The sequence below is a fragment of the Chryseobacterium sp. II3a genome (genome assembly GCF_057815135.1).
The window spans coordinates 93,671-110,284 of sequence record NZ_JBYPZJ010000010.1 but is presented as its reverse complement, the minus strand read 5'-3'; the positions used below and the strand labels follow the sequence as shown (position 1 = coordinate 110,284).

The 16,614-nt window shown below is 30.7% G+C and carries 17 protein-coding genes; 8 read left to right on the top strand and 9 right to left on the bottom strand.

The window, feature by feature from the left end; all coding sequences use genetic code 11:
- The first annotated feature begins 161 nt into the window (after positions 1–161).
- A complete protein-coding gene (locus AC3HD6_RS19950; protein ID WP_488897922.1) occupies positions 162–1,691 on the top strand; it encodes a T9SS type A sorting domain-containing protein in 1,530 nt (509 codons plus the stop codon).
- Positions 1,692–2,008: 317 nt separating this feature from the next.
- On the opposite strand, the gene AC3HD6_RS19945 is transcribed toward AC3HD6_RS19950, so the two are convergent.
- From AC3HD6_RS19945 to AC3HD6_RS19925, 5 genes are all read right to left on the bottom strand, one after another.
- Complete coding sequence (locus tag AC3HD6_RS19945) at positions 2,009–2,455, bottom strand: JAB domain-containing protein (protein WP_488897921.1); 447 nt, start codon at positions 2,453–2,455, stop codon at positions 2,009–2,011.
- A gap of 24 nt (positions 2,456–2,479) precedes the next feature.
- Entirely contained in the window at positions 2,480–2,881 is a 402-nt protein-coding gene (locus tag AC3HD6_RS19940; protein WP_488897920.1) for a hypothetical protein, read from the bottom strand.
- Positions 2,882–2,945: 64 nt separating this feature from the next.
- The gene (locus tag AC3HD6_RS19935; RefSeq protein WP_488897919.1) at positions 2,946–3,260 is read right to left on the bottom strand and encodes a hypothetical protein; all 315 of its coding nucleotides are present in this window, start codon (positions 3,258–3,260) and stop codon (positions 2,946–2,948) included.
- Between the two features lie 446 nt (positions 3,261–3,706).
- Complete coding sequence (locus AC3HD6_RS19930) at positions 3,707–3,991, bottom strand: hypothetical protein (RefSeq protein WP_488897918.1); 285 nt, start codon at positions 3,989–3,991, stop codon at positions 3,707–3,709.
- 11 nt (positions 3,992–4,002) lie between these two features.
- A complete protein-coding gene (locus AC3HD6_RS19925) occupies positions 4,003–4,605 on the bottom strand; it encodes a hypothetical protein (RefSeq protein ID WP_488897917.1) in 603 nt (200 codons plus the stop codon).
- Positions 4,606–4,709: 104 nt separating this feature from the next.
- Between AC3HD6_RS19925 and AC3HD6_RS19920 the strand changes: the two genes are divergently transcribed.
- Positions 4,710–4,931: a helix-turn-helix domain-containing protein gene (locus tag AC3HD6_RS19920; protein ID WP_212649897.1), complete on the top strand. Its 222-nt coding sequence runs from the start codon at positions 4,710–4,712 to the stop codon at positions 4,929–4,931.
- A 346-nt stretch (positions 4,932–5,277) separates the two neighbouring features.
- Here the strand turns inward: AC3HD6_RS19920 and AC3HD6_RS19915 are convergent, their stop codons facing one another.
- Positions 5,278–5,652: a hypothetical protein gene (locus tag AC3HD6_RS19915; protein ID WP_488897916.1), complete on the bottom strand. Its 375-nt coding sequence runs from the start codon at positions 5,650–5,652 to the stop codon at positions 5,278–5,280.
- 460 nt (positions 5,653–6,112) lie between these two features.
- Here AC3HD6_RS19915 and AC3HD6_RS19910 point away from each other — a divergent pair, with 460 nt between their 5' ends.
- The 6 genes from AC3HD6_RS19910 (at position 6,113) to AC3HD6_RS19885 (ending at position 12,962) form a co-directional block, all read left to right on the top strand.
- A complete protein-coding gene (locus AC3HD6_RS19910) occupies positions 6,113–7,669 on the top strand; it encodes an ATP-dependent nuclease (protein ID WP_488897915.1) in 1,557 nt (518 codons plus the stop codon).
- Entirely contained in the window at positions 7,654–8,679 is a 1,026-nt protein-coding gene (locus tag AC3HD6_RS19905) for a DNA helicase UvrD (RefSeq protein WP_488897914.1), read from the top strand. Before AC3HD6_RS19910 ends, AC3HD6_RS19905 begins: the two co-directional genes overlap by 16 nt.
- A gap of 4 nt (positions 8,680–8,683) precedes the next feature.
- Positions 8,684–10,357: an AAA family ATPase gene (locus AC3HD6_RS19900; RefSeq protein WP_488897913.1), complete on the top strand. Its 1,674-nt coding sequence runs from the start codon at positions 8,684–8,686 to the stop codon at positions 10,355–10,357.
- Entirely contained in the window at positions 10,354–11,181 is an 828-nt protein-coding gene (locus tag AC3HD6_RS19895) for an HNH endonuclease (RefSeq protein WP_488897912.1), read from the top strand. The genes AC3HD6_RS19900 and AC3HD6_RS19895 overlap by 4 nt, the downstream gene beginning before the upstream one ends.
- Positions 11,182–11,332: 151 nt before the next feature.
- Positions 11,333–12,358 carry a hypothetical protein gene (locus AC3HD6_RS19890; protein WP_488897911.1) on the top strand — a complete coding sequence of 342 codons (1,026 nt, stop codon included), beginning with the start codon at positions 11,333–11,335 and terminating at the stop codon, positions 12,356–12,358.
- Positions 12,339–12,962: a hypothetical protein gene (locus AC3HD6_RS19885; protein WP_488897910.1), complete on the top strand. Its 624-nt coding sequence runs from the start codon at positions 12,339–12,341 to the stop codon at positions 12,960–12,962. The genes AC3HD6_RS19890 and AC3HD6_RS19885 overlap by 20 nt, the downstream gene beginning before the upstream one ends.
- Before the next feature lie 37 nt (positions 12,963–12,999).
- On the opposite strand, the gene AC3HD6_RS19880 is transcribed toward AC3HD6_RS19885, so the two are convergent.
- Genes AC3HD6_RS19880 through AC3HD6_RS19870 form a run of 3 tightly spaced genes read right to left on the bottom strand, consistent with a single transcriptional unit; the run spans position 13,000 to position 16,579 of the window.
- Positions 13,000–14,490: a hypothetical protein gene (locus AC3HD6_RS19880; RefSeq protein WP_488897909.1), complete on the bottom strand. Its 1,491-nt coding sequence runs from the start codon at positions 14,488–14,490 to the stop codon at positions 13,000–13,002.
- Positions 14,491–14,550: 60 nt separating this feature from the next.
- The gene (locus AC3HD6_RS19875; protein WP_488897908.1) at positions 14,551–15,678 is read right to left on the bottom strand and encodes a DUF3871 family protein; all 1,128 of its coding nucleotides are present in this window, start codon (positions 15,676–15,678) and stop codon (positions 14,551–14,553) included.
- Positions 15,662–16,579 carry an AAA family ATPase gene (locus tag AC3HD6_RS19870; RefSeq protein WP_488897907.1) on the bottom strand — a complete coding sequence of 306 codons (918 nt, stop codon included), beginning with the start codon at positions 16,577–16,579 and terminating at the stop codon, positions 15,662–15,664. Before AC3HD6_RS19870 ends, AC3HD6_RS19875 begins: the two co-directional genes overlap by 17 nt.
- Between the last annotated feature and the right edge of the window lie 35 nt (positions 16,580–16,614).

Sequence of the window (16,614 nt, the reverse complement as noted above, 5' to 3'; positions counted from 1 at the left end):
AACTGAGTTTTAATTATTCTTTATGTTTTTAAACATATGTTTAACATAATATTGTGCTGATAAATCATGGCTTCAATAATGGAAATCAAAATATTATATGTATAAAAAATTCTTTAGTTTAAGGATATAAAACTATTTTTGTAAAAACTAATAATTTAATTATGAGAAAACTTCTATTCTTTTTTTTATTAAGCTGTATTTCTATTGAAAGTCAAGTTTTTGATACCAGCTATGGAACAAATGGACGACTATATGTAGATATACCTCCAAACACAAACAAAGAATATAACAACAAAACCTTCTATACTTCCGATCAGAAAACTGTAAATGTAGGCTACTATGATACGGGCTCTTTTACCACGAAAACATATTTTGTAACAAAATATAATTTTGATGGTACACCAGATACAAGTTTTGCTGCTAATGGACTTTTTATCATTCCCAATTATCCCAACAGTTCTGGTACAGTTACTGTAAGCGGTTCTATAATGCTTGACGACGGTTCTTTACTTCTTTCCTGTTCGGCAGGTATGCAAGCTTACTTCGTTAAAGTTACCAGCAATGGAACTATAGATACATCATTCGGTAATAACGGATTTAAACTTGTAGATTTTCTTGTTACTGCAAATACTATGGCTTATGGAAACTTGATAAAAGATGAAAATAATCAAATTTTTGTAGTTTACAATTCAGCAACCTATGTCACGAACGGTTTTAAAGCGTATGTCAATCTTTGTAAAATCTTTCCTGATGGCACTATTGATACAAGCTTTGGAAACAATGGCTTCAGCTCAGTATTAATCAACAGAGAATATAACTATGTCGATCTAAAAAAAACCAGAATAAAAAATGGTAAAGTATACAATTTTGCAACGTTGTCTTATTATGACCAATCTGGCAGCAGCCAACAAACTGATGTTTGGATCTGCCACTACTTAAATGGGACACCAGACTCAGGTTTTGGTGATAATGGTTACATCTACACCCCAAAAGATATTTACATTTACGATTATAATATTCAGGATGATGGTAAAATTCTGATCGCCAAATACGTAGATGTAAGTGCTGCCAATAAGTATCTGAGAGCTGCCAGGTATTTACGATCAGGAGCAATTGACCCTTCATTCGGAAATGCAGGAATAGTTGAATCCGGATTTGGGCAATGGTCAACTCATATTCCCTACAAGATTATGGAAATGGATCACAACATTTATATTTTTTCAATTTACCGTAAAAGTGATTCACCTATAGATTATACTTCAAACATATTAAAGTATAACGCAAGCGGAATCCCTGACCTTACATTTGGTACCAATGGTATGTTTAAATTTCCCGCCAATATTCATTCTATTACAGATGTCTTTGTAAATGGCAATAAAGGTTTTATTATTTCAGCCCAAAATGTTGCTTTTGCAGAGCTTCTGAATATGAAGGTAAACTACGAAACGGGAACATTGAACACAGACAATGTATCTTCTGCCACACCCATAAAACCTTTTCCAAATCCTGTTGCAGATATCCTTTATATTTCGGGTTTAAAGAATGAGAATTTTACCATTTTTAATTCCCTTGGACAAAAAATGAAAACAGGATTCTATACAGACAAAGGAATTCATGTTCAGGATCTCAATAAAGGAAATTATTGGCTGAAACTTGAGAATTCACAAGTTGTACAGTTTATCAAAAAATAATGAAACTATGAGAAAGAGATAATCACAAAATGTATTCCTCGGTTACTCAATAAAATAAAAAGCACTTACATTTCTGTAAGTGCTTGATTTTATGTGGTCCCACCTGGGCTCGAACCAGGGACCACCTGATTATGAGACGAAAAAAGTTACTTTACATTTTATTTCATTCTTTTTCATTGTTCTGATTTTCAACAAAATAAATATTTATCATTTTTCATTTCTCTATAATATCTTGTATTATTCTGACAAAATGTTTCACCTATGTTTCACCCACATATTTTTTAGTCAATTTGTAGAAACTGCAAGAACTGCAACTGTTACAACAGTCCTTCATCATTAAAACTTGTATAACTTTCTTTTGTGATAATAATACTGTCAAGGAGGGAAATGTCAAGTAATTTACAAGCTGTCTTAAGCTTCTTTACTATTGAAAGGTCAGCACTACTTGGATTAAGATTGCCACCTGGGTGGTTGTGTACCAATATTAATCCAGTTGCTAAGCACTTCAAGGCTACTGATAAAATCAGTCTAATATCTACTAAGCTACTTGTAATACCTCCTTTGGATAGACTATAGAAGCCAATGACAGTATTTGAAGAGTTTACGAAGAGTACTTTTACCTCTTCCTGCATTTCTATTATTTCATTATCCCAGATAGTCCTGATAATTTCTACTACATCACTACTAATAGTTAGCCTGGTTTCAGACATTTTGGAGGGATGATATGTTACCTGTATCTCTGACACTGTTGTTTCTGTATTCATTTTTTTTGAAGTATGTGAGGAAGCTTATTTCACATTTTTTGTAACCCCAAAATCATAAAACTTGTTTAATACCTTTTTCTGATACATTAGGGTAGTTACATTCTCTTCATCATGATAGAACAGTTTCAGAGTTATTGAGTTAGGAAAGTAGACTAATAATTCTGTTAGTCTACTTTTAAGACTTTCAACCACATTCTCTCTATATTTCAATTCAACCCTCATAAGCCTATCAGCATTAAAGTACAATAGTATCTGTTTTACTTTTAAACCAAGAACTTCATTAATGTCGCCAAAGTATTCATAAGGAACTAAAGAAAGGTTGTTTTCTATAAACTCATAAGGGGGTACAGATATAATCTCAAACTCAAAGTCACTATGTTCATCATCTAGCCTGAATTTTAGGTACTCGTATATGTCATTCTTCATTTATTTTTAGATAGTTAAAGCTACCTTATTAGAGGTTGCTGATTGTTGTTTATCAAAAGGCTTATTAGTCGTATTCTGCAAGAACTAGTCTGCATTCTATAGCTTCTATACACCCACTTTTGATTTTAATTGAGAGATAATTTACCTTAGCTTTATTAAAGCCAGGAATGAGGTTACCTGGGACTAAGATGTCACAATTAATCCAGTCATGAAATACCTTATTATCATCTTCAAGAATTTGATGAACATAAGATTTCTGATAAGTTTCATCATTAAATTTGCTGTATATCTCACAGATGTATAACTTACCTTTGTTCACTTCCCAGGTTACAATACTGTTGCTAAGGAAGAATGTAGAGGTAGTTATTATGGTGAACATGCTCTTTTTAAGGTTTTCACCAATGTCAACGTTACCTAGGGCACTGTAATAGTGAATAACTTCTAATATCATGCTATCACAACAATAAGTAAGATAACACTAATCATACTTGTAATTATTGATAGTCTGACATCAACTCTACTTGGGATGTATAATGGTGGTCTTCGAACTATATGATATTTGTACACATAGTTGTTAGCCATTACCATTGATATCAGTAGCCCTGCAACTATATAGGTTATTGCCCAATACCACTTGGTATAAAGAAACATTGTTATTGTGGGTGCTATTAAGCCAGTAAGAAAGAACCAAAGGTTTAATAGTACTGTATTTGCTCCTCTGTAGAAATTAGGAATATCTCCATCCTCCTCTGCAACATTTCTTGTCGCATTATGTAGGCTAAGGCTCAGAAAAGCCAAAAAACAATAAACTAAATACATATTATATTAATGCTTTTCGTTGGAGCCTGTGGCTGTGTTGTTTGAATTGGTTTTCTTACCAAATTCGTCATAAAATGCTATATACAGTTTGTTCTGTCTCTTGTTGTAATATCCAACAAGATGGCTTTCTGGGCTTATTTCTTTATAATCTTCTGGTAGAACCACTTGTACAGGGTAATTGACAAGATTGTACCCTCCTATGTTTGATTCTTGATAGAACCTAATCCCAAAGACTGCTAAGAGTATTCCTAGTACGAAAGTGATTGTAAATAGTAATGGTTTTGTTTTCATATTTGAAGTTGTTAAAATGTAAGCTTATTAAGGTTGGATGAAAATTTGTAATGAGGTATCATCAATAAACCAAACACTCCAAAAGATAAAGGAATGCAGATGATACTAAGAATGATTGTGCTTGTCCTGCTTCTGCTCTTGAACTTCTTAAAGGCAGAAATATCAATAGTCCCCTCACTGAATTGAAGGTATCTCTTGTAAAGTTTTCTAATAGGATTAAACAGTAATGTAAATATTATTATGTAGAATCCAAAGGTTGTTAATCCTGCTAATATAGTACCTGCAAGGTAGGCACCATCAGTTAAATCATAATTACTTCTGTTGTTAATGGTATACACCATTGTGAAGAATAGTAATAATGTAAAAGTTAAGATATAAAGGAAGAGATTAGACTTTTCAGACATCTTTCCATACTTCTCAAGGTTAATACTAGTTTCTTCATTAATATTCAAGGCTTGGTTATCAGTACCAATGGTGTTAATATCAGAAGTCATTATTAATTTTTTATCATTACTTCTTGACTTGATAATTAGATAAATAATCAATGTTGGCACACCTAGTATAATGAATACAATGATAAGGTGTTGAAAGCTCAATGCTAAGGTTGTTATCATAGTTAAAAATGTTTAGTTAAGGTTAGACAAATATATATAATTATCAAAAATGATAACGATAATATTATCATTTTTGACCACTTTTGAAATCAGTTATTATGTTGATGGAAAAAGTAAACTTTCAAATAGCTTTAGGTAAGAGGATAAGACAGCTAAGAGAAGAGAAAAAGATGTCTCAAGCTGAATTAGCCCTGTTATGTAATTTTGAGAAGTCTAACATGAACAGAATAGAAACAGGTAAGACCTGTCCAAGCAGTTTTACCTTATACAAGATTTCCATTAGCTTAGAGGTGAAACTCTCTGAAATCACAGATGTAATCGAGTAATTCACTCAGCTTTAACCATCTCTCTACAACAAACCAAAGGTTAGTTTAATCTTCTAGTAAGGGGTTACTTGGGTGCTTCTCATATTATGTTCAATGGATTTGCAATCAATAGTATAAAAGGAAACTTCAGCTATTAAATAAAATCTTACCCAGTCATTAATTATTTTTACAGTCAAAGTTACCTGGGCAGATGTAAAGGTAAACATCAGTAAACAGGAAAAAATAGAGTAAAAGAAAAGGACAAAATTTACTCCCTTTCTCTATAGGCTCCAGGTAAATTTTGTCCTTGAAATAAGTCCCACTTTTTGTATTTGTATATATGTATTCTACAAAAAGTGGGATTTGTCTAGATTTTTACTGGATTGCAGTAGTTACCTAGAGTTGTGAAACTCTCCTCAGAACTTAACCTGGAGCTAAGTAAATCTTCTTCTGGGGTGTACTCATACCTGTGTTTTAGAGTGATAAGCTCCCCTGTATCTTTGATTGTGTATTGATAAGGCTCACATTCAATCTTTTTAATAGAACCCTGCATCATAGTGCCCTTTAAACTTCTGCATACAGTTTCATCAAAGGTGGCAGGAATGTAGCACTTCTTTGCTGTTGCATAATATTGACCTGTGGTCTGACTTTGTAGTAGTTCAATACCACTGTTAATTTCAAGAACACAAAATGATGTTCCATCTTCTTTTTTTCTTTTGGTGTAATTCGTAATCGTTACCATAGTCTTTTTGATTTTGAGTTAATTGTTAATTATTGAGACAAGACAAAACCTTTATGTCACCACTATTACCTGTAGCTTAAAGGCTTAATGTCTGTTGTCTCCCCACAAGTGAGGGTTATTCAGGAGTGTTATATTACAAAAGAGAAAGATTGATACTCTACTTTAACTGCTCCAGGTTCAGTGTTGAGGTGAGCTGGGTAGAAATCAGTATAGGCAGATGCAATGAAAGTACATTCACAAGGTGGCACAGTGTTGTCACAAGTGAAGAGGCAAGTTGAAGTTACAATTGTTCACCCAAATAATAATACACCTGTAAAAATTTGCGAGGTCCTACAAGATGGGGAGGGGATTTTCCAAATTAGTGATTAGGTGGGGTAAACTATAAGGTGTTTAATACATGCATTATGGTTAACCATAATTTTTTTTAAAATTTTATTATAAATTTGTTAAAACTGTAACTATGAAACATATAAAGAGAATAAAGTTAAAGAACTTTAGAAGGTTCAAGGAGTTTTCTATTGAATTTAACGAAACTCTAAATTTACTTATAGGAGATAATGAATCAGGTAAAAGCTCCATTCTTGAAGCAATAAATATTGTTTTAGCAGGTAGTAGAAATAAAGTTGAAACAATAGGGTTGGATAATCTTTTTAATCAAGAAGTTATTACTGAATTTTTAGAAGGGGAAAAAAGATATGAAGATCTCCCAATATTATTTGCAGAAATTTATTTTAATGAACAATATGATTTTGAATTGTGTGGTAAAAACAACTCTGAAGAAATAGATTGTGATGGTTTCAGATTAGAATGTATCCCAAATGATGATTTAAGTAGGGAAATAAAAGAAATCCTAAAGCAAGATGACATCTCGTTTCCATACGAATTTTATCAAATAAAATTTAATACTTTCCAAGGTGATGCTTATTCAGGTTTTAAAAAATACTTTAAACATATTCTTATTGACAATTCACAAATAAGCAGTGAATATGCAGTAAAAGAATACGTTAAAGACATGTATAATAATTTAGCAACATCCTTGGAAAGAAACAATCATCATTATAATTACAGACAACATAAGCTAAATTATAAAACTAATGTGCTGGCTGATGTAAATACTAAAACTGGTGAATATGAATTTATAATACGAAATAATACTAAATCAAATTTAAGTACAGACCTTGCTCTTTCACATAATAATATTAATATTGAAAACAAAGGAAAAGGAATCCAATGTTTTATAAAAACAAAATTTGCATTAAACAAAAGTGGTAATTTGGATATAGTTCTTTTAGAAGAACCTGAAAATCATTTAAGTCATATAAATATGAAAAAAATGGTAAAGGAAATCGAAAATGCATCTAAAAAGCAAATTTTTATAGCTACTCACAGTAACATGTTAAGCACTAGATTAGACCTTCGAAAATCCATATTACTTAACAGCAACAGTGAGCATCCTATCCTTTTAGATAATGTGAAAGAAACTACTGCCAAGTTTTTCATGAAGGCTCCTGACAATAATTTGTTAGATTTTATATTATCTAAAAAAGCCTTACTTGTTGAAGGTGACGCTGAATATATGTTGTTAGAATCATTTTTTGAAAAACATACTGGCATTTCTGCTGAGTCAGCAGATGTTCACATAATTTCAGTTGATGGCACTAGCTTTAAAAGATATTTAGATATTTCACAAAAGTTGGCTATTAAGACTGCTGTTGTAAGAGACAATGATGGAGATTTCAATAAAAACTGCATAGAAAATTATAGCGATTATTCACAATCCTTTATTAAAATATTTTATGATAATGACAATGAAAATACAACTTTTGAAAAATGTATATATAGTTTGAATCAGGAAGCTTGTGAAAGCCAATTTTCTAAAAGTAGAAAAAAGCTATCAGTATTAGACTATATGTTGAAAAATAAAGCTGAAGCATCTTTTCAACTTTTAGATAAAAAGAAAGATGAAATGGAGATTCCCCAATACATTAAAGATGCTATAGAATGGGTAAGGAAGTAATTTTAGCTGTTGCAGGTTCTGGCAAAACAACCTATATAATAAATCAGTTAACACTTGAAAAAAGATGTCTTATAGTTACATACACAAATAATAATTATAATAATCTGAAGCAGTCAATTATTAGAAAGTTTGGTTTTTTTCCAACAAATATTAAACTTTTTACCTATTTCAGTTTTCTATACAATTTTTGTTACAAACCTTTTGTTCATGTAATAATTAAAGCTAAAGGATTGAACTTCTCTAATGATTTCTATAAGTATTCAAAAAAAAGTAATTTAGATTATTATCAAGATAAGTATGGTCGACTATATAGCGCAAGGCTTTCAAAGTTATTAATTGAACTCAAGCTATCTAATGATATAAATAACAGGATTTCAAAATATTTTGATAATTTTTTTATAGATGAAGTCCAAGATTTTGGAGGGAATGACTTTAATTTTTTAAAACAAATTTCAAAGGCAGATGTAAATCATCTCTTAGTTGGCGATTATTTCCAACACACTTATGATACAAGTCGAGATGGAGCAGTTAATAAAAACCTACACACAAATCTTAAAAAATATACTGATGAATTTAAAAAATTAGATTTTAATATTGACTCTAGCTCACTTATCAAAAGTTGGAGGTGCAGTCCTACAATTTGTCAGTTTGTTAGCGAAAAATTAAATATAAATATTGAATCTAATAGAAAATCTGGAACAGAAATAACTCATATTTCTAATTCAGAAGATGCAAGAAAAATAATTGAAGATAATAAGATTATAAAATTATTTTATCAAAAGCATTATGATTATGATTGTTATTCTAAAAACTGGGGAGAATCTAAAGGTGAAGACAAATATCATGATGTGTGTGTTGTATTAAATAAAAACACTTATAAATTCTTCGTTAATAATAATCTTGTTGAATTACCAGCAATTACAAAAAACAAACTATATGTTGCTATAACAAGAACTAAAAATAATTTATTCCTTGTTTCACAAGATTTAATAACCTCAAATAAGAAATAATTAAATGCTAATAAAAGTAGTTGACTGGCAGTGGAATTCGATATCAGAGAATGATGATAATGTGGATTTTTACCTTGAGTCTGATAATTGGAACGACTATAGTTTTTATACAAGCTATTATCTTCATTTATCGTCAAAACATACTAAGGATTCTGAACATGCTCTAATAGGAGCTGTAAAAATCTTAAAAAAAGGACAAGCTAAAGGTGATTATGGCTTAATTGGATTGGGATATCTAGAAACATTACCAAATGATTTTTGTTCATTAGGACAATCACTAGATTACTATCAGAGAATTTCTGAATTATATCCTCACGTTAAAGATTACATTTTAACTTCTCTTAATGATGTAATTTATAATGATGAAATAAAGCAAGAGTTTAGATATGAAGAAGGCTTTGTCGAATCTTTAATGAGATATGTTAGCGAAGAATCTGACATATTCAATCTTGGTCCATCAATTATTCGCCAAAATTTTGATTCTATTCCTGAATTGCATGTTTTAAATTTTGATTTTAAAACATCAGAAATGGAGGAGTTTATAAGTTTTAATTTCGAATCTAATTATGTAGAAGATAAAAATGGAGTGCAATTCAGTTTATCAAGTAGAATAATAGCTGTTATTGGTAAGAATGGCAGTGGAAAAACCACTTTTTTATCCAAACTCTCAAAATTAGCTTTTGCTTCAACGACAGATAGAATTGAAAAATTAGGGCAAATAGCTAAAATAAGACCTGCTGGCATTGGATTCCCAAGAATAATAAGTGTATCTTACAGTGCCTTTGATACTTTCAAAGTACCAGGAATCAGAGTTAAAGAGGTAGAACAGATATCTAAAGAAATTGTTAATGGAGATGGTAGGTATATTTACTGTGGTATTAGAAATATTACTCAGGAATTAACTGATTTTCTTAAAGAAACACGAGAGGAAAAAGGTGGTTACTTGACAGAGGAAGATATATTAAAACCCAACTATAAAATTAATATTCTTAAATCTTCTATTGATATTACTAAAGAATTCCATGATTCATTAAATGTCATTGAACAAGATGAGTCTAGAAAAGATTTGCTAAACTCAATAATTAAAATTCTAGCTACAGAATCTTCATTTGCTGAAGTTTTTAATGTCAATATCTCTAATATAAATATTGAAACTTTTAAGGAATCTTTTAATGATCTAAGCACAGGACACAAGTTCATTTTACACTCTCTTCTAAGTATAATTAAAAATATTGAAAAGAACAGTTTAGTACTTTTTGATGAACCTGAAATTCATCTTCATCCTCCTTTATTATCTATATTAATGAAATCTCTAAGATATATTCTCGAAAAAAGATATTCTTTTATGATAGTCACTACACACTCTCCTATTGTTGTCCAAGAAATTTTAAGCAGTCATGTCTATATTATTAAAAGAGTGGGGAGCAGTATTGGATTACTAAAACCAGAAATACAGACCTATGGAGAAAATGTGAGTATTATTACTTCTCATGTATTTGGTTTAAATTCTGATATTGTAGATTTCTATGACGACCTTGACATGATAGTAGAAATCTATAAAAAACAAGATGGTACTATAGATGAAAAAATGCAAAATATCTCTCAATTATTCAATGGAAACATAAGTATTCAAACTAGAGCATATTTAATGACGAAATTAGCTGAAGATTACATATGAAAAAACTAATACCTCCAAGTAATACTGATTGGGAAAAGCATATAAAAACTGCTTTTACTTATAAGGATAATACAATTAAATTTACAATTACAGATGATGAGTTAAAAATCATATCAACTATTTATAATAAGTATCACACTGAAAAAGGTAAAGAGTGTGATGAATTCAAAAGCACTCTGCTTAGTGATGAACTTAATAATGCACTTGAAGTATCTTACAATGAGATACAAGAAAAAGGTAGATTGAGCAAACTTAGAGAGCAACTTTTATTATCTGCTAATCGCTGTCCTTTCTGTGGAATATCTGCAACTGAAGAATTAGATCATCACCTCCCAAAATCAGTTTATAAATCTTTAGGTATTTTTTCAAGAAACTTAGTTCCCTCTTGTCATAAATGCAACAACAAAAAAAGAACCCTTGTAGGGATTCCTCATATCTACTATGACGAATATTTAGATAATCACTTTTTTATTGCAGTTACTAAAATGGTTGGAAATGCATTAGTTATAAAGTATGAAATTAGCGAAGATAATATAACAAAAGAGCAGTTTAAAACTCTATCTTTAGTCTTTGAGAGAATTAACCTTAACAATAGATTGCTTAAAGAAACTAATACATTTTTATCCTCATTTTCAATTTCTATTGAAGAAAAGTTCCACAATTTCAGTGAAAAAGGGGTTAAAGAATACCTTTTAAAATTATATCAACAATTTATAAATGATTTTGGAATTAATGATTGGAGGACTGCACTAATGCAGTCTTTAGCTAACTGTGATGATTTTTGTAATGGAGGATTTAAGGAATACTTTAAAAATGCAACATAGAATCCTATATTACAAATAAATTTGCTTTTATTCACACCTCAAGTATGAATTTAATAAGCAATATAAAATGAAATTTCGTCTTAAATTTTAATATTTAAAAATAAATTAAGAAATTAACAAAACAATAATTATAAAAAACAAATTACTTTTAATGAATCCAAGATTAGAGTTTTACAAAATAAAATTAAGGGCAAGAAGCAAAGATTTTGTTACTTTCAGAGATTTTGCTATTGAGAGCTTAGGGGTAGCTAAGGGGGCAACTGATGTAACTGTTTTTAAAAAATTACATCAACATTTTATACAGTCTTTAAAAGAGGAATATTCAAAGTCTGATATTCTTAAAAAAAGAATATATATTGAAGCCAAAAGAACGATCAATAAACACTTTGATAAGAGACCACATTTTGACAGTGGTCAATTTACAATATCTGGTGTTTTAAATGGAGGCAAATTTGGTACTGATAGAGCTGTTTCAAATAATGATGATGATGAAGATAGTACAGCATTAGGAAGTAATAAAACAGTAGCATCATATTTCTTTGTGTTTCTTTACTTGCCTCCAGATCATAATGAAGGTTTTTTTATAATTCATTCTAATAGCAAAGAAGATAACATTACCAATGTATTTAAGCACTACATTGAAAATCTCTTTAAGCATAGTCCTTCATTTTATAAAGCAGGAACATTAGAGTTTTGTCCCCAAGTTTTTCAGGATGAGTTTTTAAAAGGTTCAACAATTAAAAGAGTTTCTTTTGAAACCAATATGATTGATAATGTTACCAGTAAATATGGGGTTTCATCGATTCTTAATGAATTTCATATAAAAATTGAGGCAATACCAAAAAATAAAGATGTATCAGCTAGAAATATAGGTGATGTAATGAAGGTTTTAAAGGATAAAGTTTTTGGTTCATCAACAAATACAACAAGATTAGAGGATTTTGAAAGAAGACAAACTACCTTAGAGGGAACTTTTGGAGGCGCAACAAAAACCATGAATTGGGACATAAGTGACGACGATTTCGTTCCTGTTGTATACTTGAAGGATAGAATTACAAAAACAAATCAAGATGGAACTCCTGATTTTGTAGAGCTAAAGCAATTTTGTGAAAATATTTTTAGAGATGAAATATTACCAGAAATAAGACCAGATTTAAATGTCACTAAAACTAACTAAACATATTATAACTGTTATAAAGGAGGCTAACAAGCTGAAAAATATAGATGTTAACAACACTACTGACAAATCATTTTTCACTCGTTTCTTAAGACCTTTTCTTCATATAGTTTTAACTTTATTTGCACTATATATTCTTGAAAAAGGATTTAGTGAGAAGTTTATTGAATTCATAACCTCTAGCTTATCTATTCTAGTGGGTTTATTTATTACAGCATTAATTTTCAGTTTTGATAAGTTCTATGAACAATCAAAATCTGAAAATCCAACTTCAAGAGAAAAATTATGGGACAAACAAGATTTTAATTATTCAAAAATTTATGCTTATGTAACTGGGTATACAATTATCATCAGTATTTTTATATTGATCTTGATAGTCCCAAACACTCTTGAGCTTTATAATATGAATTTTAATCTTAATGAATTGGAGTTTAGCTTAAAAAACATAAATAAAGAATCTGCAAAATTATTCTTTAAAGCTTCTCTTCTATTTATTCAAAGGTTTTTGATAATATATTATTTGTTAGAAATAACCATTAACACTCTTTTTGTGGTAAGCAGTATGATAAATCATATGAGAGCTAAGATTGAAAGAAATAATTAACTACTTAATTTTACATGTCAATAACAATCAATAAATCCTAAGCATTTAAAATATAAATATTTTCTTCTCCATTCTTATATTCTACTATTAATTCCAGTGGCTTGTCATTAGTAAGACTGTTCTTTAAAGTATAAATTTCATTTTGATTTTTAATGATGATAGTTTTAGTTTCAGTAAAACTTTGTAATATTTCACTTTTTATTACTTCAATATTTTCTCTTTTCCAGTCAGAGTTTTTTTGCAGGTCAAGAATTTGGTCTGTTAGATTTTGCTGTACAATCTCTAACAATGATAGGTTCTGTGAACTTAATGTTAAATGATCTTCCTTAAACTTATCAACTAGATATTTTGCCTTCTCTATCCTGTTAATATCTGGGTTTATCTGTGCATAATTCATTTTCAGTTCAAGAAACTTTGCTTGTGAGTTAAGGTTTTCTGCTGTAGAGCTAAGGACCAAAAAATATTGAAGTTTTGAACCTACAATTTCTTGTTTGATCTTCTCCACATCTCCATTACTATTTCTAAATATTTCAAAGATATTGTCACTGACAAATTTTGACACCTCCTTATGTGGCATATAGTCTGCTATTTTTGAAACCTTTTTACCTAGATTTGAAATAGCATCTAAACTTTTCTCAGCAAACTTTTTCCTTACATCTACTGACTCAGTTTTTTCTTTCTCACTTTCAACACCAGAACTCTTCTTTAACAAATTACTAAGAGCTTCAAGAGCTAGGAGTCTATATTGATTAGAGAGAATAGTCAGTCTGTATTTGTAATTTTCTAGGAGTACAAAATCTTCTGTTGTATAAAACTTTTGTTTATCCAAAGAAATAAGCTTTTCATTAATAGTCATAAGGGTTGCTTCATTCTCCTTCTCTGTATACCTCAAAAGTAACTCCACTTTCTTTTTTACAACCTCAACTCTTTCTGCTAAATTATTTATTGATGATTGCATAATCATCATAGAAGTAGCCTGAAATAATAAAATGGGTGTAAAAGCTCCTAAACCAGCACTAATAAATGGAGCTTGACCTACAATACCTTTTGCTCCCATAACAGCACTGCCAACACCTCCTTTTAAAGCCATTAAGGAACTTGGGTTTGCAGTTGCAAAAAATAAGTTTTGAGACATTCCTTGAAATGCAGATATATTGACAGCACTGGTTGTAAATAGTGCTGCTCCCTGAACTCTTTTTGCTTTTGTAAGATCTACTTCATCTGCTTCTTTGAGTGAAAAATTTAAGACTACATTACCCATGGCGTCTTTTATTGCTAAGTCAGATGGTGAAAATTTATTCTTCACAGGGATTAATCCATCAATTTTATTATTTAGAGTGATTAATTCTTTTGATAAGTGATTGGAATTTGCAATTTCTAACTTTTCATATACATCTTTTGTGTGAGCTGTAAGTTCTAAAAGTTCCTTTCTTAAAACCTTGTTAAGCTCTGATGTTTCATGATGAATATTTTTAACCTCTGTAGATAGCTGGTCTAAACCTAATAAGCTACATAACCATTTTTTCATGTTGTTCATTAATTTTTAAAGATAAAAAAATTCCTCTAGTGAGTAGCTAGAGGAATAAGACTAACTCAAAAACCAATGATAATTAGAATTACCATCGAGACTTTTCTGTATCCCTTTTGAAAACTCAAAAGCATTCAAGTTCCTGTCAAGAAAAGTGTCAATATAACTGCTCTTATTAGCCTGTGTAAAGAGATTATACACATTCCAGAGGTTAATATCTCCATCTTTATTCCTACAAAAGCTTTCATCTTCATAGTAATCTTTTGCTACTGTATTAAGTTGGCTATCATTGAAATTCAAACTTGGGATTGTCAACTTCTCCTTTTTAGGTAAATGCTGATACAGCCTTGACCTCCCTAAAAGCTGGGCAAATTGATGCTCTGTAAGATGACTATGGGATAAAGATTTCATATCCTCCAGGTGACCTTCTGCATTGTAATTTTGAATCACATGGATAACTTTCTCCTGTAGTTCATGATAATTTCCCACTCTCATTTCCTCTACAAAGCCATCAGAAGAAACACAAAGATTACAGCATACTTTATTCTGAAAACCAATAAAGAACTTGAATTTTTCAAAAGTTTTCTTGTTGTAAAGGTTCTCTAGGTTATAACTTCTTACTCCACCTAAAGTAAGAGCAAGTTCATTACCATTAACATTGTCTACAATAGAGGGTATCTGAATTATGAAAGCCATTCTTTCATAATAGATAGTTTTTTCATGGTCTAATAAATCCTTAGCACTTTTGTAGATGGCATCAGGTGTTCTGCCCTTGATTTGGTGTGATACCCTAATTTCAGGGTTGCTAATACTGTGGTGGGGAAACATTTTCATGACTGTATTAGTAACAATATCTATAAACTCTTGGTGTGCAATGGTCTTTTCATTATCCTTACTGAATACAGGAATAATGCAGTCACTTTTAAGGTGGCTCAAATCTACCTGCAAGGTATTGGCTTCAATGAATGGTTTATGAACATAGTCAGAGACTGTTGCATCAGTAGTAGTACTGATTGTATTAGAAATCAAAAGAGGTTGAACACTTCTTGGCTCAACCTCTTTTATTTCATTCATTCTGCTTGGGTAAAACACCTCTGCATCTTGGATATTTACATCCTCCAGGTTAAGGTGACTGCTTCTTTGAACATTGTGCAGTTCCATTACTGCTGTATTATCTGTGTACTCCATTAGTTGAAAAGTTTTGAGGATTAGACAATTTGATTAAAAATGATTTTCTTGCTTCATATTCAGGCTTTAGCTCTTCTTGATACTGAGGATATTGCTTATATAAAGCCAAAAGTTCAGCCACAGTATTACAGTCTCCAATCTTACTAATCAATTTACTAATCTCATTAGAGCCCAGGTAACTTTGTTCAGAGATTGAAGAGGTTACCTGGAGTTTAGTAATTGTTCCTGCATTACACCAGTCAAGAATCATTTTACCAGTTTGAGGGGTTATCAGAAACTCAGGTTTATTCATGAAAATTCCAGTTCTGTCCTTACTTGCTTTAGCTAAATGGTTATCATTGACTAACTCGAAATTGATAGTAAGTTCATACTCAAAGCCATCTCTGGTGATTTCTTTAGTCCCATGTTTTACAACTTTAGTCTTACCATTACTACCAATATCAAGAGAATAGTCCATCTTTCTTCTTGTTGTGGTGATAATGTGGCAACTTGATTGTAAGATTTTGTTAATAAATGCCTGATGTCTTGGGGTAACTTGTGCCCAGTCCTGAAATCTTCCACCCAGTTTCTCATGAATTTCAAGACATCCACCAGAACCATTCCATTCGTGACTGGCAGAATCTATTATAATTACTTCTATTCCTGACTTTTCACACAATTCAATGGCTTGTATGTACCTTTCAGGACTGTAGGGAGCTTGTAAATCCAGAACATTATAACTGCCCAGGTCAGAATACAAGGATGCAGAAGAATTTTCTGTATCTATAACAGCTATTTCACTCCAGTCCTGTGTCATTCCATAGGCTAATAATAATGCTGATTTGGTCTTTCCAAATCCAGAAGCGCCTGATAAGCCAAGCCTTAACTTAACTTGTTGTCTTTTTGATTGTTTTAATTGCATAATATTTTGTATTTAAAATTGTTAAAATCACGCTT

What these genes read in the sequence shown, in the direction of transcription:
- AC3HD6_RS19950 (WP_488897922.1), top strand. Translation starts at nt 162, where the DNA reads ATGAGAAAACTTCTATTCTTTTTTTTATTAAGCTGTATTTCTATTGAA.
- AC3HD6_RS19945 (WP_488897921.1), bottom strand. Translation starts at nt 2,455, where the DNA reads ATGAATACAGAAACAACAGTGTCAGAGATACAGGTAACATATCATCCC.
- AC3HD6_RS19940 (WP_488897920.1), bottom strand. Translation starts at nt 2,881, where the DNA reads ATGAAGAATGACATATACGAGTACCTAAAATTCAGGCTAGATGATGAA.
- AC3HD6_RS19935 (WP_488897919.1), bottom strand. Translation starts at nt 3,260, where the DNA reads ATGTTCACCATAATAACTACCTCTACATTCTTCCTTAGCAACAGTATT.
- AC3HD6_RS19930 (WP_488897918.1), bottom strand. Translation starts at nt 3,991, where the DNA reads ATGAAAACAAAACCATTACTATTTACAATCACTTTCGTACTAGGAATA.
- AC3HD6_RS19925 (WP_488897917.1), bottom strand. Translation starts at nt 4,605, where the DNA reads ATGATAACAACCTTAGCATTGAGCTTTCAACACCTTATCATTGTATTC.
- AC3HD6_RS19920 (WP_212649897.1), top strand. Translation starts at nt 4,710, where the DNA reads ATGGAAAAAGTAAACTTTCAAATAGCTTTAGGTAAGAGGATAAGACAG.
- AC3HD6_RS19915 (WP_488897916.1), bottom strand. Translation starts at nt 5,652, where the DNA reads ATGGTAACGATTACGAATTACACCAAAAGAAAAAAAGAAGATGGAACA.
- AC3HD6_RS19910 (WP_488897915.1), top strand. Translation starts at nt 6,113, where the DNA reads ATGAAACATATAAAGAGAATAAAGTTAAAGAACTTTAGAAGGTTCAAG.
- AC3HD6_RS19905 (WP_488897914.1), top strand. Translation starts at nt 7,654, where the DNA reads ATGGGTAAGGAAGTAATTTTAGCTGTTGCAGGTTCTGGCAAAACAACC.
- AC3HD6_RS19900 (WP_488897913.1), top strand. Translation starts at nt 8,684, where the DNA reads ATGCTAATAAAAGTAGTTGACTGGCAGTGGAATTCGATATCAGAGAAT.
- AC3HD6_RS19895 (WP_488897912.1), top strand. Translation starts at nt 10,354, where the DNA reads ATGAAAAAACTAATACCTCCAAGTAATACTGATTGGGAAAAGCATATA.
- AC3HD6_RS19890 (WP_488897911.1), top strand. Translation starts at nt 11,333, where the DNA reads ATGAATCCAAGATTAGAGTTTTACAAAATAAAATTAAGGGCAAGAAGC.
- AC3HD6_RS19885 (WP_488897910.1), top strand. Translation starts at nt 12,339, where the DNA reads ATGTCACTAAAACTAACTAAACATATTATAACTGTTATAAAGGAGGCT.
- AC3HD6_RS19880 (WP_488897909.1), bottom strand. Translation starts at nt 14,490, where the DNA reads ATGAAAAAATGGTTATGTAGCTTATTAGGTTTAGACCAGCTATCTACA.
- AC3HD6_RS19875 (WP_488897908.1), bottom strand. Translation starts at nt 15,678, where the DNA reads ATGGAGTACACAGATAATACAGCAGTAATGGAACTGCACAATGTTCAA.
- AC3HD6_RS19870 (WP_488897907.1), bottom strand. Translation starts at nt 16,579, where the DNA reads ATGCAATTAAAACAATCAAAAAGACAACAAGTTAAGTTAAGGCTTGGC.